Genomic DNA, 16,353 nt, shown 5'->3' on the forward strand with positions numbered 1-16,353 from the left:
ATACACACTCGTGAAAGTAGGAAGCTAGAACAAACTGAAAGCTAAAGAAGGAAGAGCATCGGAAAGCTGTATGAGGGAAAACCTCACGTACGGTTTGATGAGGGGAAGCTGAAACAGAAAAGGGATAGCAAAGCCATCCCTAAAGAAAATTTAACCTGTTTCAGTTTTCTACTCTACGATGACGGAAAGTTTACTATATAATAGAGTAGAGTTCGATGAAAGAATTACTTTGTTTGAAAGGTGTTGGACATACAGCTTGGCTTACTTGTATGCAATGTTAAGGCAACGTTCGGTACTATTATTTTTATTGGTTGTTAACATATTAGGTACAATTTACGGATTCATATGGTATGGAAATCAATTAAAAGAAACCTCACCTATATTTTGGCCGTTTGTACCAGATAGCCCTATGGCGACTCTCTTTTTTGTCTTTGTTTTAATTGCTTTTTTGATGAAGAAGAACTGGGGGTTAATAGAAGCGCTAGCGATAGTTACTTTAATAAAATATGGTGTTTGGGCTGTTGTTGTAAATGCAATTATGATTTATGTAAAAGGCCCTATTGGCCTTATGGGATATATGTTAATGTTATCTCATTTTGCGATGGCAGTGCAGGGAATGTTATATGCTCCGTTTTATCGGATAAAAAAATGGCACTTCACTGTAGCTGGCATATGGACATTACATAATGATGCAATTGATTATTTATTTTGGCAAATGCCGAGATATGGGATTATGCATTTGTTTGTAGAGAAAATTGGTTATTTTACGTTTTGGTTAAGTATTGCTGTACTGTGTATTACATATTATTATTGCTTACGTGAGAACCGAAAACAGTTTTCTTTATGATGGTGAGGACATTTAGGGGGAGAAAATGAAGAAAAATAAGAGCGGTATAAACATATTGGATCGATTGATCACTTTAGTAGTTTCCTATAGCATAGCATTTTCTGTTTTCGCTCTCGCGACAACGGTAGTTGTATATGGAAAATGGTTGTATTATTTTGAAATTGATTTTTTAAATATTCCAGATTTAGCGGATATGACGAAAGATGAAATTAAGAGAAACTATGATGTGCTTATTACATATTTATCGCCGTTTTATGAAGGTGCATTACAATTGCCGACATTAGATATGTCCACAAATGGACGCATTCATTTTGTAGATGTTAAAAATATTTTAGTAAAGATTCAATATATAATGTATGGAACGATTGTAATTGCTGTATTAGGAGGAGCGTATTTATTAAAAAAGAAAAAAGAAAAGTTTTTACTTCACGGAGCGATTCTTACAATTATTTTTCCAATAGCTCTTACGTTACCAATTGCTATTAATTTTGAAAAGAGTTTCGTATTATTTCATAAGCTTTTATTTAGCAATGATTATTGGATGTTTGATATTGAAACAGATCCGGTTATTTTAATGTTACCGGAAGAATTCTTTATGCATGCTGCATGTATTATTTTATTATTGATTTTAGGTGGTAGCATGCTTTGTTACGGTGTGTATAAATATTTAGTGAAAAAGAAAAGGGTTTCAAAGAAAAAATTCTCTGTTTAAAGAGAATTTTTTTGTTTTCATAGAGATAATATATTTTTTGGTTTTGTTCTGTTCTATTCTTGTCCAATTCCACATATTTTGTACTAGTAGTTATAGGGGGGACCGGGATGAAGAGAACATTAATTGGACTGATAGCATTTCTAATTATAATGTTTCCAGTACGTATATATGCTGAAGAGTGGAGTGAACTAACTGGATTGCTAGATGACTCTTTGCAGTTAGTGAAGAAAAAAGAAGATGAAAAGGCAATACAAGTACTGTACCATTTCTCAGAGCAATTTCTATCAAAGGAGAATGAAAATAATTCAAAAGTAACTCCGGGACAAATTAGAGTCGTTTCTTTAGCATACGATAAGGCGAAACAATCTCTCGCGGAAGATTCAGATAGGCAAGTTAAAGTGGATAATATGTTAGCGTTACAACTTGCTGTTGATGCACAAGTATCTAAATATCAGCCACTTTGGATGGAAAGAGAAAGAAAGATAATGAATGCTTTTTCTCAAGTAGAAAAGGCGATGGAAAAAGAAGATGATGGACAGTTCCAACAGACGCTAAATACATTTTTAAATGAATTTAATATTATTTATCCTAGTTTAATGATTGCTCTGCCAGAAAACGAAGCGCAGCGTGTAAATGCACATTTATCTTATTTGGATGAATTTCGTAACGTTATGTTAAAAACGAAAGGTGGACAAATGCAACTAGGGATTATTAAAGGTGATTTGCAAAAAATATTTCATACAGTAAAAAAAGATGAGATTGCTCCCTCTCTCATTTGGTTTATGACAATTACTGGAGGACTTATTTTGTTCACTTTAACGTATGTTGGATGGAGAAAGTATAAAGGGGAGAGAGAGAAGCGGAGAAGCAACTTGCATTCTAAAGATAGATAATACGCATAAATAAAGATACGGATTGTAAGGTTTATTTATTGACAACGGTGGAAGAAAAAAATAGAATGAGAAGTACTATAATTAAAACTTCAATGGAGGTTTATGATGTTTTATTTAATTTACTTCGCGATCATTTTGATCATACCGTTGTATGCACAGTCAAAAGTACGTAGTGCCTATAGCAAGTATTCACAAGTTTATTCAACATCAGGTATGACAGGAGCGGAAGTGGCTCGAAAAATTTTAGATGAAAATGGATTGTACAATGTAGCCGTAGAAGAAACGCCAGGTCATTTGTCAGATCATTATGACCCGCGTGTAAAGACGGTTAGATTATCGACAGATAACTATTATGGTCATTCAGTTGCTGGTACAGCTGTAGCAGCACATGAAGTAGGACACGCAATTCAAGATGCGAAAGATTATAACTTTATGCGTGTACGCCATTCGTTAGTGCCAGTTGCTAATTTTGGTTCAAACATGTCATGGGTTTTTGTCCTAATTGGTGTATTTGCACAAATGTCTGGTTTGTTGTTACTAGGAATTATTTTAATGGCAGCAGGTGTTATTTTCCAACTTGTTACATTACCAGTTGAGTTTGATGCATCAAAACGCGCAATGCAACAAATTGAAGCACTTGGTATCGTATCAACAGATGAGTACGGTCAAGCTCGTAAAGTATTAAATGCGGCAGCATTAACATATGTAGCAGCAGCAGCTGTAGCAGTATTTGAATTATTACGTCTCGTATTAATTTATACTGGTATGCAGCGTAGCGACGATTAAAGACTATCAATTTTGATAGTCTTTTTTTGTTTTGTGGATTGAATCTTATAATATGTTACAAATGGAAATAATAGAGAGAATATGGGGTATAGAACTAGTTAAAATAAAGATAAGTATGGAATGATGAAAGAAGGTGACGGACATAGAATATCCATATTATTTAGTTAAACAAGTGAAGGAGCGTAGTGCTACATACCAATTAGAAGGTTTTTTAAGTGGACAGGGCCCTAAAAACCCGAAATTAATGCTTGTTGGAGAAGCACCTGGTGAAACAGAAATTCATAATGGGATTCCATTTAGTGGGAGAGCGGGAAAACATTTAATGGAATTTTTAGAACGTATTCACGTTACAAGGGAAGAAGTATATATTACGAGTGCGGTCCGGAGTAGACCTTATAAATGGAGAGAGAAAAGGGAACGAAATGGCGAAATAATACAGAAGAAGTACAATAGAACACCGAATCAAGGTGAGATACTTGCCCATGCACCTTTGCTAGATTATGAACTGGAATTTATACAGCAGCCGGTTATTGTCACACTTGGTAATATTGCATTACAGCGTTTAGTTGGTAAAAATAATAAAATTACGGATGTTCATGGAGAATTGTTAAAGCAACCTGTGCAGCGATTGAAAGATAGCAGCAGTACAGAATTTATTTGGTCAGAAAAAGAATATCATATTTTTCCGACCTTTCATCCAGCTTCTATTTTCTATAATCGGAGTTTATTGGAGCTCATTTATGAGGATTTGGAGAAACTTAAAAGATATGTAATAAAAAACTAGAAAAGCTAAAGAGCTTTTCTAGTTGAATTTAATTATGTAACGGATTTTTATTTTCATCTAGTGTAAATCCTTCGCCGACGACATCATGTACATCACTTACAGCAACAAAGGCGTGAGGATCTACTGAAATAATGATATTTTTTAATTTCACGATTTCGTTTTTTGCAACAACACAATATAGTACATTTCGTTCAACTTTCGTATAGGATCCAACTGCTTTTAAAAAGGTTGCTCCGCGCTCCATTTCGGATAAGATTTTTGCAGCAATTTCATCGTTTTTATCAGAAATAATAGTTGCTCCTTTTGCTGCATAAGCTCCTTCTTGCATAAAATCAATAACCTTAGCCCCGATAAATACAGCAACTAACGTATACATGCCCTCGCGATATGATAAATATGTAAGAATAGAGATAATGATAACGACGGCATCAAACATAAACATCGTTTTTCCCATACTCCAGCCAACATATTTGTGAGCCAGTCTTGCGATAATATCAACACCGCCAGTAGTCCCGCCGTATTTGAATATAATTCCAAGTCCAATACCGATAAATGCCCCAGCGAATAAAGCAGCCAGTGTCATATCATTTTGCAAGTTTAAATGTAAGTTGAGAACCTCGTAGCGCTGGAAAATCCATAGGAATAAAGATACGCTAAATGTACCGATTAATGTGTATAAAAATGTTGTTCGACCGAGTAATTTCCAGCCAATGAAAAATAGAGGGACGTTTAAAATTAAGTTTGTATAGGAAGGATCAAGTGAAAATTTAAAATATAATAATAGCGTAATGCCGGTAAATCCACCCTCTGCAAGATGGTTTTCAATATTGATATTCACAATACCGAAAGAAAAAATAGCGGAACCGATTAAAATGAAAATGATATTTCGAATCTTCAAGTTTGCTTTCATATAGAAATCCCCCTAGTTACGTAATGATTGGAAGTGCTCCACTTAAACGGTAGGACATAATAATAAGTTATTTCTAGTTGTTAGTAAAAATAGTGCAGGCTACAAAAATCCGATTGGTTCGGGCTGATCTTTTGCAAAAACCGCAAAAGAAAGTTTCACTTTACCCCGTTCCAACGGCTGGTAGGGGATAAAGCTCTGAAGAAGGACAAACCAGCCGTAGGAACCCGATTGGTTCAACTAATCTTTTGCGAAAAGCATGCAAAAGAAGTTTCACCTTACCCCGTTCCAACGGCTGGTAGGAGATAAAGCTCTGAAGAAGGACAAACCAGCCGTAGGAACCCGATTGGTTCAACTAATCTTTTGCGAAGATCGCAAAAGAAAGTTTCACTTTATTATATTCTATCTAAAAAAGGGTCGCAAATAGGTGTTTGGCGGGGAATAATATTTGTCAAATCGCGATGAATTGGCTAACATGAAAGAGGAAGGAATAAGAGGTGACTAGTATGGAAGCAAAAACGATGAAAGATATGCAGAAAGAAGTAGATGCATATATCGGTCAATTTAAAGAAGGTTATTTTAGTCCGCTTGCAATGATGGCTCGTTTAACTGAAGAAATGGGAGAGCTTGCAAGAGAGGTTAATCATTATTATGGTGAGAAACCAAAGAAAACGACTGAGAAAGAACGAAGTGTTGAGGAAGAGCTTGGAGATGTTTTATTTGTTATGATTTGTATGGCAAATAGTTTAAATATTGATTTAGAAACAGCGCATAACATTGTAATGAATAAATTTAATACACGTGATAAAGATCGTTGGACACGTATTGATGAGGGAGAGAAAGACGCATGAAAGAAATTAAAGTAATTATCGCTGGACCACGAGGACGCATGGGATATGAAGCAGTCCTTCTTATGGAAAGAACAGCGCATTTCAATTTAGTAGCAGCAATTGATTATAAGCATGGCGGAGAAAAAATTTCTGATTTACCGGGAATGCCAGCGCTAGATGCACCTATTTACGCGGATTTACATACTTGTTTAGATGAAATAGAAGCAGATGTATTGTTAGATTTAACAACACCAGAAATTGGAAAGAAACATGTGACACTTGCAGTTGAACGTGGACTTCGATCAGTTATTGGTACAACTGGATTTACTGAAGAAGAACTAAAGCAATTAACAGAAAATGCAGAAGAAAAAGAAGTAGGAACAATTATCGCTCCAAACTTTGCGATTGGTGCAGTACTTATGATGAAGTTCTCTCAAATGGCAGCGAAGTACTTCCAAGATGTTGAAGTAATTGAATTACACCATGATCAAAAGTTAGACGCACCATCTGGTACAGCTGTAAAAACAGTAGAATTAATCCGTCAAAATCGTGTACCAAAAGAGCAAGGGCATCCTAATGAAACGGAACAATTAGAAGGGGCACGTGGTGCAAATGTAGACGGTATTCACATTCATAGCGTACGTCTACCAGGGCTTATTGCACACCAAGAAGTAATGTTCGGCGGAGATGGACAAATGTTAACTGTTCGTCATGATTCATTCAACCGTGCATCATTTATGTCAGGTGTAAAACTATCAATTGAAACAGTAATGAACCTTGATCATCTTGTGTACGGTTTAGAAAATATTATCGACTAAAGGGGAGACAACGGATGAAAATTGCCTTAATCGCACATGACAAAAAGAAAGATGATATGGTTTCGTTCGCATACGCATATAAACCAATTTTTGAAAAACATGAACTTTTTGCAACAGGAACGACAGGACTTCGTATTATGGAGGCAACTGGTTTAGTTGTAACAAGATATCAATCCGGTCCTCTTGGTGGAGATCAAGAAATTGGTGCAATGATTGCAAAAAATGAGATGGATATGGTGATTTTTTTCCGGGATCCACTAACAGCCCAGCCGCATGAACCAGATGTTAATGCGTTACTTCGTTTATGTGATGTATACGCCATCCCATTAGCAACAAATATGGCAAGTGCTGAAATGCTAATGCATGCATTAGAGCGGGGAGATTTAGATTACCGAAAGTTAAGAAAATGAGGGGAACAATTATGAGTGGATTACATATATTAGCGTTTGGTGCTCATGCCGATGATGTTGAAATCGGCATGGCAGGTACCATTGCAAAGTATACGAAGCAAGGATATGAAGTAGGCATTTGCGATTTAACAGAAGCTGATCTTTCTTCAAATGGAACGGTAGAACTAAGAAAAGAAGAAGCAAAGGCTGCAGCTCGTATTATGGGAGTAAAAACGAGAATTAATTTAGCAATGCCAGACCGTGGTTTGTATATGAAAGAAGAATATATACGTGAAATTGTAAAGATTATTCGTACATATAAACCAACACTAATTTTCGCACCATACTACGAAGATCGTCATCCAGACCATGCTAATTGCGCGAAACTTGTGGAAGAAGCTATCTTTTCAGCGGGAATTCGTAAATATATGCCTGAACTTCCGCCGCACCGTGTAGAGTCTTTTTATAATTATATGATTAATGGTTTTCATAAACCGAATTTTTGTATAGATATTAGTGAATACCTTTCTAAAAAGGTGGAAGCGTTAGAAGCGTATGAAAGTCAGTTTTCAACAGGGAGTGATGGTGTTAAGACGCCATTAACCGAAGGATACGTTGAAACTGTAATCGCTCGGGAGAAGATGTTTGGGAAAGAAGTTGGAGTGCTGTATGCCGAAGGATTTATGAGTAAGAAACCGGTTTTATTACATGCTGATTTAATAGGGGGATGTAAATGAAATTGAAAATAGGTATTACATGTTATCCTTCTGTAGGTGGTTCTGGGGTTGTTGGGACAGAGTTAGGAAAGCAATTGGCGGAACGCGGGCATGAAATTCATTTTATTACATCGGGTGTACCATTTCGGTTGAATAAAGTGTACCCGAATATTTATTTTCACGAAGTAACAGTAAATCAATATTCTGTTTTTCAATATCCACCTTACGATTTAGCATTAGCGAGTAAAATGGCAGAGGTTGCTCAAAGAGAAAACCTTGATATTTTACATGTGCATTATGCAATCCCTCATGCTATTTGTGCATATTTAGCAAAACAAATGATTGGGGAGCGTATTAAAATTGTTACGACCTTACATGGAACGGATATTACTGTGTTAGGTTCCGACCCTTCGTTAAATAATTTAATTCGCTTTGGTATTGAACAATCTGATGTTGTTACAGCTGTGTCACATTCGTTAATTGAAGAAACAAATGAACTTGTAAAACCAGATAAAGAAATTGAGACGGTATACAATTTTGTAGATGAACGTGTTTATTTCAAACGTGATATGTCGCAATTAAAAAAAGAATATGGTATACGAGAAAATGAAAAAGTGTTGATTCATATTTCAAATTTCCGAAAGGTTAAGCGTGTACAGGATGTTGTGCAGTCATTTGCCAAAATTGTAAAGGAAGTAGATGCGAAATTGCTTCTTGTTGGTGATGGACCAGAGTTCTGTACTATTTTACAATTGGTGAAAAGTTTACATATTGAGGAACGTGTCTTATTCCTAGGAAAGCAAGATAATGTTGCAGAGCTTCTTGCGATGAGTGATTTAATGCTACTTTTATCAGAAAAGGAAAGTTTTGGTCTTGTTATATTAGAAGCGATGGCGTGTGGTGTGCCTAGTATCGGAACGAGGGTTGGGGGCATTCCAGAGGTCATTCAACATGGTGAAACAGGATATATATGTGAAGTTGGAGATACAGACGGAATAGCTAAGCAAGCAATTCAGCTACTAGAAAATGAAGAACTTCACCGTAATATGGGAGAGCGAGCGATGAAATCTGTATATGAGCAGTTTCGTTCGGAAAAAATCGTTTCACAGTATGAGGCGATTTATTATGACATACTAAGGGATGACAAGAATGGAAAGATTTAAAAAAGCTAGTTCAATTATTGAGATGTTAAAACAGCGCGGACATGAGGCTTACTTCGTTGGTGGAAGTGTACGCGATCTTATTATCGATAGACCGATTGGAGATATCGATATCGCAACATCTGCTTTACCAGAAGAAGTAATGGCTATTTTCCCAAGAAATGTTCCGGTTGGTCTTGAGCATGGAACTGTAATTGTTGTAGAAAATGGTGAACCGTATGAGGTAACTACTTTTCGAACAGAAAGCGAATATGAAGATTTTCGAAGACCTAGTAGTGTTCAATTTGTCCGTTCATTAGAAGAGGATTTAAAACGACGTGATTTCACGATGAATGCAATTGCAATGACAGAGGAAGGCGAAATGGTGGATTTATTTGCTGGGAAAGAAGCGATTCGTCTGAAGGAAATTACAACGGTTGGAGATGCTGCAGACCGTTTTCAAGAAGATGCACTGCGAATGATGCGTGGTATTCGGTTCGTAAGTACGTTAGGTTTCTCTTTGGAAATAAAGACGAAACAAGCAATTGAAACGTATGGGCATTTGCTCGAACATATAGCGATTGAAAGAATTACAGTTGAATTTGAAAAATTGTTGACCGGTGCATATTGTGTGAATGGTCTTCAAGAGTTAGTAGAAACGAAGCTATTTTCTCATCTGCCATATTTGCAAATGTCAGAAGAAAGACTCTTGAAAGCTACGCAGTATAAATGGGATTCTTTTGAAACAGACGTTGAGGCGTGGGCATTTTTCTTATATTGTATCGGAGAAGAGCATCCATCTGTCTTTTTGCGTCAATGGAAGTTCTCGAATAAAAAGATTAAAGATATCGTAGCGGTTATATTAGCAATTCGTTCTAGAAAGGAGAAGGAGTGGGATACAATCCTTCTTTATAAAACTGGGATTCGCATCGCTGAGATGGCGGAAAGAGTATATGAAGCGATAATAGAAAGTTATAATAGTGCGTCTGTTAAGCAGGTACAATCATTATTTCATGCATTGCCGATAAAAAATCGTCAAGAAATGAATGTGACTGGTAATGATTTATTAAGCTGGACAGATAAAAAGCCAGGTCCGTGGGTTGCCGAAATGCTTCAAAATATTGAAGAAGCAATCGTACAAGGAGATTTAGTTAATAAGAAAGAGGATATAAGGGAGTGGCTACAAAGATGCAATCTACTATAAGAAAGCAGTTATTACAAGTTTTTTCTGAAGCAGATGGTGCATTTGTATCTGGTCAAATACTTAGTGACAAACTTGGTTGTTCGAGAACCGCTGTATGGAAGCATATGGAGGACCTTCGTAATGAAGGGTATGAACTAGAAGCTGTACGCCGCTTAGGGTACCGAATTGCTAGTAAACCAGATAAAGTAACTGCGAATGAGATTCAATTAGGATTACAAACAGAGCGTATCGGTAGAACGGTTTATTTTGAAGAATCGGTTGAGTCTACTCAGCATATTGCAGCGAGACTTGCTTATGAAGGCGCAGAAGAGGGAACAATTGTCGTTGCTGAAGAACAAACAGCAGGTAGAGGACGTTTAAGTAGAAAATGGTATTCCCCAAAAGGAACAGGAATTTGGATGAGTATTATTTTGCGGCCCTCGATTCCAGTTCATCATGCACCACAGCTTACTTTATTAGCAGCTGTTAGCGTAGCGCAAGCAATTGAAAAATGTACCGGTGTAAACGTAGGGATTAAATGGCCGAATGATATTTTAATTCAAGGTAAAAAAGCTGTCGGTATATTAACGGAGATGCAAGCTGATCCAGATAAAATTAATGCTGTTATTATGGGAATTGGCATTAATGCAAATCAGAAACAAGAACATTTTGATGAGGAAATTCAGCAAATTGCAACTTCATTAGCAATTGAATCGGGTAAGCCGATTGTTCGTGCGGAACTTATGCAACAAATTTTCTTGCAACTAGAGAAATTGTATGAAGAGTATTTAAAAAATGGCTTCTCTGTTATTAAAATTCTTTGGGAAAGTTACGCAGTAAGTATCGGAAAAGAAATTACAGCTCGAACGATGAAGGAAACTATTAATGGGCTAGCAAAAGGAATTACGGAGGATGGTGTATTGTTACTTGAGGATCATCAAGGACAAGTGCACCACATTCATTCTGCTGATATAGAAATTAAGTAAAAGAAGTTCCTATTTTGGAGCTTCTTTTTGTCATTTAGATACTAATAAATTTCACATACCGTAATAGGGATAGAAAATTATTTTTTCGAAAAAATGTAGCAATTCCTTTTCAGAGTTTGCTATAATTAGTTCGAATATGGGCAGTATCAAAGCGAACTGCACCATTATTTTACGCAGTATGAAAAAATAATAATTTGGATTCTGCCTTGATCCAATAACGGACTGGGACAGAGGGATGAATAATGCCGACTAACACACAACCCTTCTGCCCTTTTATGGCCAGAGGGGTTTTTTATATGATTTCGGCCATCTCCTCTCTCCTGCATAAAGGAGGAGTAGTTTTTGAAAACAACAACAGATTTTTTGAAAATGAAAGAGCAAGGTGAGCCGATTACAATGCTAACGGCGTATGATTATCCATCTGCTAAATTAGCAGAAGAAGCTAAAGTCGATATGATTTTAGTGGGTGATTCTCTAGGAATGGTTGTACTTGGGTATGATTCAACAGTTCCAGTAACAGTAGAGGATATGATTCATCATACGAAAGCTGTACGCCGCGGAGCGAAAGAGACGTTTATTGTAACTGATATGCCATTTATGTCTTATCATGTCTCATTGCAAGATACGATGATTAATGCACGTCGCATTGTTCAAGAGAGCGGGGCACATGCATTAAAGGTAGAAGGTGCTGGAGAAGTTATATCAACTATTCACTACTTAACGAATGCGGGAATTCCCGTTGTGGCGCATTTAGGTTTAACTCCTCAATCTGTAGGAGTGCTAGGTGGGTATAAAGTACAAGGGAAAGATGCTGAAAGTGCAAAAAAATTAATAGAAGATGCAAAGAAATGTGAGGAAGCTGGTGCGATAGCACTTGTGCTAGAATGTGTGCCAATGCAATTAGCAGAACTTATTTCAGAGCAGTTAACAATTCCTACAATCGGAATTGGAGCAGGACAAAAAGTAGATGGGCAAGTTCTTGTATACCACGATCTTATCTCGTACGGCGTAAATCGTGTTCCGAAATTTGTGAAGCAATATACGTCTGTTCAAGAGGAGATTGTGCGAGGGATTTCGCAATACGTTACTGAAGTAAAGACAGGGCAATTTCCTGAAGAAAAACATTCATTCACAATGAAAGAGGAAGAGTGCTTAGCGTTATACGGAGGAAAACAATAATGAAAATCATAACTACAGTGCAAGAGATGCAGCAAATTACAAACGAACTGCATGCAAGTGGAAAAAGTATCGGTTTTGTTCCAACGATGGGGTATTTACACGAAGGGCATGCTACGTTACTACGTAAGGCAAGGGAAGAAAATGAAATTGTAGTTTTAAGTGTATTTGTAAATCCACTACAATTTGGACCAAATGAAGATTTAGATCGATACCCACGTGATATTGATAGAGATGAAAATGTAGCAAAAGAAAATGGTGTTGATTATTTATTTTATCCGAGTGTAGAAGAGATGTATCCAGCAGAACAAACGACAACAGTAGAAGTTGTGAAGCGTACCGACGTATTATGTGGCAAACAAAGACCTGGTCATTTCGCTGGTGTTGCGACTGTACTAATGAAACTATTTAATATTACATTGCCAACGCGTGCTTATTTCGGTATGAAAGATGCACAGCAAGTAGCTGTAATTGAAGGATTCGTAACTGATTTTAATATTCCCGTTACGATCGTACCAGTTGATATTGTAAGGGAAGAAGATGGATTAGCGAAAAGTTCTCGTAATGTGTATTTATCACTAGAAGAACGTGAAGAGGCTCCTCATTTATACGGCAGTCTATGTATAGCGAAAGAACGAATTGAGGCAGGCGAACGTAATCCGGAAATCATTATGAATCTTGTGAAAGAGCATATTGAGAAGTATACGAAAGGCACTGTAGATTATGCTGATTTATATGCATATCCTTCTTTAAAAGCAATAAATAAAATTGAAGGAAGAATCATTTTAGCGATTGCAGTTAAGTTTGAAAATGTACGATTAATTGACAATATAACATTAATGGGGAAATAAGGGGGAGCATCTATGTTTCGCACAATGATGAGAGCGAAGTTACATCGTGCAACTGTAACAGAAGCAAATTTAAATTATGTAGGTAGTATTACAATTGATGAAGATTTAATGGATGCGGTAAATATTGTAGAAAATGAAAAAGTACAAATTGTAAATAACAACAATGGAGCTCGCTTAGAGACATATGTTATTAAAGGAGAGCGCGGTAGCGGTGTTGTGTGTTTAAATGGTGCAGCTGCAAGGCTTGTACAACCGGGTGATAAAGTTATTATTATTTGCTATGGTTTAGTGGCAGAAGAAAATATTCATAAACAAGAGCCGAAAATTGCAGTATTAGACGATGATAATCAAATTATTGAAATGTTAGGTGCTGAAAAAGCTGGCACGATATTATAAGTAGGAAGGCTATCTCTAATTAAGGAGATAGCTTTTTTGTGCATCTTTTCATTAAGATGAGGTAAAACGTGGTATAGTAACATTATATAATTTTTGTGTTTGATAGGTAAGAAATTGAGGTGTTACATATATGAGTAAGCGTTATGTCGTTGTTGATTTAGAGACGACAGGGAACTCCTGGAAGGATGGGAAGGATAAAATCACCCAAATTGCAGCTGTTGTAGTGGAAGATGGAGAGATATTAGAGATTTTTTCATCTTTTATTAATCCGAAGAGAGAGATTCCCCTATTTATTACAGAATTAACTGGGATTGATGAAGATCTTGTAAAACAAGCCCCGTTATTTCGAGATGTAGCCCCGATGATTGTTGAGCTATTACAAGGTGCGGCTTTTGTTGCACATAACGTTCACTTTGATTGGAATTTTTTAAATGAAGAATTAAGGCAGGCTGGATATACAGAAGTACATTGTCCTAAAATTGATACAGTTGAATTGGCGCAAATTCTTTTGCCGACAGCTGATAGTTATAAATTACGTGATTTAGCTAAGCAGCATGAACTAGAGCACGATCAACCACATCGTGCGGATAGTGATGCTCTTGCAACAGCGGAGTTGTTTTTACAATTTTTAAGTGAAATTGAAAAGTTACCACTTGTCACATTACAATCGCTTTATGAATTAAGTGATGTTTTCCAAAGTGATATAGCTGATGTACTTTCTGAAAATATTTTAAAGAAAATGATGCATGGTAAAGAAGATGCAGAGGATTATGAGGTGTATCGAAATATTGCGCTTCGAAAGCGGAATTATTCTTTAAGCCTCAGTGAAATATACTCATCTAAATTTGATGCTTTCTTACATAAGACAATCGATAAACTTGAATTGAATATGCCAAAGTTTGAAAAAAGAGAAAGCCAACAGATTATGATGAAGGAAATATATACAGCGCTAAGAGATTCTAGGTTTTCACTGATTGAAGCAGGAACAGGTACGGGGAAGACGCTTGCATATTTACTTCCAAGTATTTATTTCGCAAAGAAAAAAGAAGAACCTGTCATTATAAGTACACAAACTGTACAATTGCAACAACAAATACTAGAAAAAGAAATTCCTTTATTAAAGAAAATAATGCCATTTTCATTTGAAGTAGCTCTTCTGAAAGGAAGAAAGCATTATCTGTGTCTACATAAATTTGAATATGCTTTGCAAGAGGAAGAGAAAAATTATGATATGGCGCTCACAAAAGCAAAAATTTTAGTGTGGTTATTGCAAACGGAAACTGGCGATCGTGATGAATTAAATATTCCTGAGGGCGGCAAGTTACTTTGGAACCGTATTTGTAGTGATGTACATAGTCCAGGCGGGATGCAAAGCAACTGGTATAGTCGTTGTTTTTATCAAAGAGCAAAGAATAAAGCATTATTTGCAGATATCGTTATTACAAATCATGCGTTATTATTTCAAGATTTTTCAAGTGAAGAACCACTATTTGCTTCATGTGAACATATTATTTTTGATGAAGCTCATCATATCGAGGAAGCGGCGAGTAGAACATTAGGTGAACAGTTCTCATGCATGTATTTTCAAGTAGCTTTATCTCGTCTTGGTACGCTAGAAACAGATGATGTACTTTCTAAAGTATATAAAATGATGAAAAAATCAGAGCAAGCATCGCGTTCGACTTTCCGTATGGTGAGTCATAGTTTGAAGGAATTGAAATTTGATGCGGATGAACTATTTCAAATGTTACGGACTTTCGTATTTAAACAAACAAAGCAGGAACAAGGGATGAGCAATATGCCACTCATTTATCGATATAACACGGAAGTAGAGAAAGGTAAGTTATGGGATAGCATTACCGAGTTAACAAATCGATTTGTGTATGATGTAAGAAAGTTATTGACTACACTTGAGAAGCAAGTTGAAATATTGCAAAGTAAATTAGAATGGGAGATGCATGTCGTTACAGGTGAATTTATGCATTTAATTGAGTTGTTGAGAAAGATGGCACAATCTTTACAATTACTCATTTTAGAAAAAAATTCATACGTGACATGGATGGAGACTGAAACGAAGGGAACGATTCATTCAACAGTTCTATATGCGCAGCCTGTTCATATTGGTGAAAGATTTGCTGATGAATTTTTAACCCAGAAAAAGAGTGTTATTTTCACATCAGCAACGTTAACAGTTAATGATTCATTCGACTATATAAAAGAGGAGCTAGGTTTACATGATTTTGCTCCCAATACATTAAAGGTTCCATCACCATTCCGTTTTGAAGAGCAAATGAAATTAATGGTTTCAACGGATGTACCTTTTATTAAGAAAGCAAGTAATGAAGAATATATTGAGTCTATATCGGCACATATTGCGAAAATAGCGAAAGCTACAAAAGGTAGAATGCTCGTTTTATTCACTTCGTATGAAATGTTGAAAGAAGCGTATACGAATTTGAAAAATGATGAGACATTAGAAGGATATTTATTATTAACGCAAAGTGTGAATAATAAGAGCCGAAGTCGTCTAATCCGCAAATTCCAGGAGTTCGACAAATCGATTTTGTTAGGAACAAGTAGTTTTTGGGAAGGGATAGATATACCTGGAGATGCTCTGAGTTGTCTTGTCATTGTCCGTCTGCCTTTTACCCCTCCTCATCAGCCGATGATGGAAGCAAAAGGAGAGTGGTTAAAAAATCAAGGAGAAGACGTATTCGATAAGTTGGCGCTCCCACAAGCAATCTTGCGTTTCAAACAAGGGTTTGGTCGTCTTATTAGAACAAATACAGATACGGGAACTGTATTTGTATTAGATCGTCGTTTGACAAGTTCTTCTTATGGAAAACGATTTTTACAATCAATCCCAACTGTACCGCTCTATGAAGGACCGTTAGAAGAATTGTTAGTACAGTTAGAAGAATCGTCAAATGAATAAAATTG

Annotated in this window: 17 protein-coding genes; 16 read left to right on the plus strand and 1 reads right to left on the minus strand. The window is 36.3% G+C overall.

Annotation, left to right across the window (positions count from 1 at the left end):
- The first annotated feature begins 256 nt into the window (after nt 1–256).
- From lhaT to I6L50_RS13990, 5 genes are all read left to right on the plus strand, one after another.
- Entirely contained in the window at nt 257–847 is a 591-nt protein-coding gene (lhaT, locus tag I6L50_RS13970) for a lipoprotein heptaprenylglyceryl N-acetyltransferase LhaT (protein WP_002086612.1), read from the plus strand.
- Nucleotides 848–872: 25 nt separating this feature from the next.
- Nucleotides 873–1,559: a lipoprotein intramolecular transacylase Lit gene (lit, locus tag I6L50_RS13975; RefSeq protein ID WP_002064533.1), complete on the plus strand. Its 687-nt coding sequence runs from the start codon at nt 873–875 to the stop codon at nt 1,557–1,559.
- 107 nt (nt 1,560–1,666) lie between these two features.
- Nucleotides 1,667–2,452, plus strand: a complete 786-nt coding sequence (gene ypjB / locus I6L50_RS13980; protein ID WP_002141040.1) for a sporulation protein YpjB — start codon at nt 1,667–1,669, stop codon at nt 2,450–2,452.
- Between the two features lie 105 nt (nt 2,453–2,557).
- Nucleotides 2,558–3,238 (plus strand): zinc metallopeptidase, encoded by a 681-nt coding sequence (locus I6L50_RS13985; RefSeq protein ID WP_002086606.1) that lies wholly within the window; start codon nt 2,558–2,560, stop codon nt 3,236–3,238.
- A gap of 133 nt (nt 3,239–3,371) precedes the next feature.
- Nucleotides 3,372–4,022 carry a uracil-DNA glycosylase gene (locus I6L50_RS13990; protein WP_219301824.1) on the plus strand — a complete coding sequence of 217 codons (651 nt, stop codon included), beginning with the start codon at nt 3,372–3,374 and terminating at the stop codon, nt 4,020–4,022.
- A gap of 28 nt (nt 4,023–4,050) precedes the next feature.
- Here I6L50_RS13990 and I6L50_RS13995 read toward each other — a convergent pair whose 3' ends face one another.
- Nucleotides 4,051–4,932 (minus strand): YitT family protein, encoded by an 882-nt coding sequence (locus I6L50_RS13995; RefSeq protein ID WP_219301825.1) that lies wholly within the window; start codon nt 4,930–4,932, stop codon nt 4,051–4,053.
- Nucleotides 4,933–5,435: 503 nt separating this feature from the next.
- Between I6L50_RS13995 and I6L50_RS14000 the strand changes: the two genes are divergently transcribed.
- The 11 genes from I6L50_RS14000 (at nt 5,436) to dinG (ending at nt 16,348) form a co-directional block, all read left to right on the plus strand.
- Nucleotides 5,436–5,780, plus strand: coding sequence for a nucleotide pyrophosphohydrolase (locus tag I6L50_RS14000; RefSeq protein ID WP_002011846.1), 345 nt, complete (start codon nt 5,436–5,438; stop codon nt 5,778–5,780).
- Complete coding sequence (gene dapB / locus I6L50_RS14005; RefSeq protein WP_219301826.1) at nt 5,777–6,577, plus strand: 4-hydroxy-tetrahydrodipicolinate reductase; 801 nt, start codon at nt 5,777–5,779, stop codon at nt 6,575–6,577. The genes I6L50_RS14000 and dapB overlap by 4 nt, the downstream gene beginning before the upstream one ends.
- A gap of 14 nt (nt 6,578–6,591) precedes the next feature.
- On the plus strand, nt 6,592–6,987 hold the full coding sequence (gene mgsA, locus I6L50_RS14010) for a methylglyoxal synthase (RefSeq protein WP_000684753.1): 396 nt from the start codon (nt 6,592–6,594) through the stop codon (nt 6,985–6,987).
- 11 nt (nt 6,988–6,998) lie between these two features.
- On the plus strand, nt 6,999–7,703 hold the full coding sequence (bshB1, locus tag I6L50_RS14015; protein WP_002011848.1) for a bacillithiol biosynthesis deacetylase BshB1: 705 nt from the start codon (nt 6,999–7,001) through the stop codon (nt 7,701–7,703).
- Nucleotides 7,700–8,845, plus strand: coding sequence for an N-acetyl-alpha-D-glucosaminyl L-malate synthase BshA (gene bshA, locus I6L50_RS14020; RefSeq protein ID WP_002086596.1), 1,146 nt, complete (start codon nt 7,700–7,702; stop codon nt 8,843–8,845). The genes bshB1 and bshA overlap by 4 nt, the downstream gene beginning before the upstream one ends.
- Entirely contained in the window at nt 8,832–10,025 is a 1,194-nt protein-coding gene (locus I6L50_RS14025) for a CCA tRNA nucleotidyltransferase (RefSeq protein ID WP_219301827.1), read from the plus strand. The genes bshA and I6L50_RS14025 overlap by 14 nt, the downstream gene beginning before the upstream one ends.
- The gene (locus I6L50_RS14030; RefSeq protein ID WP_002086594.1) at nt 10,010–10,990 is read left to right on the plus strand and encodes a biotin--[acetyl-CoA-carboxylase] ligase; all 981 of its coding nucleotides are present in this window, start codon (nt 10,010–10,012) and stop codon (nt 10,988–10,990) included. Before I6L50_RS14025 ends, I6L50_RS14030 begins: the two co-directional genes overlap by 16 nt.
- A 342-nt stretch (nt 10,991–11,332) precedes the next feature.
- Nucleotides 11,333–12,169, plus strand: a complete 837-nt coding sequence (panB, locus tag I6L50_RS14035) for a 3-methyl-2-oxobutanoate hydroxymethyltransferase (RefSeq protein ID WP_113937062.1) — start codon at nt 11,333–11,335, stop codon at nt 12,167–12,169.
- On the plus strand, nt 12,169–13,017 hold the full coding sequence (panC, locus tag I6L50_RS14040; RefSeq protein WP_002086591.1) for a pantoate--beta-alanine ligase: 849 nt from the start codon (nt 12,169–12,171) through the stop codon (nt 13,015–13,017). The genes panB and panC overlap by 1 nt, the downstream gene beginning before the upstream one ends.
- A 12-nt stretch (nt 13,018–13,029) precedes the next feature.
- Complete coding sequence (gene panD, locus I6L50_RS14045) at nt 13,030–13,413, plus strand: aspartate 1-decarboxylase (protein WP_000490176.1); 384 nt, start codon at nt 13,030–13,032, stop codon at nt 13,411–13,413.
- A gap of 130 nt (nt 13,414–13,543) precedes the next feature.
- Nucleotides 13,544–16,348, plus strand: a complete 2,805-nt coding sequence (gene dinG / locus I6L50_RS14050; RefSeq protein WP_113937063.1) for an ATP-dependent DNA helicase DinG — start codon at nt 13,544–13,546, stop codon at nt 16,346–16,348.
- Nucleotides 16,349–16,353 lie beyond the last annotated feature (5 nt).

The sequence above is a fragment of the Bacillus sp. FDAARGOS_1420 genome (genome assembly GCF_019344915.1).
GTDB classification, from domain to species: domain Bacteria; phylum Bacillota; class Bacilli; order Bacillales; family Bacillaceae_G; genus Bacillus_A; species Bacillus_A mycoides.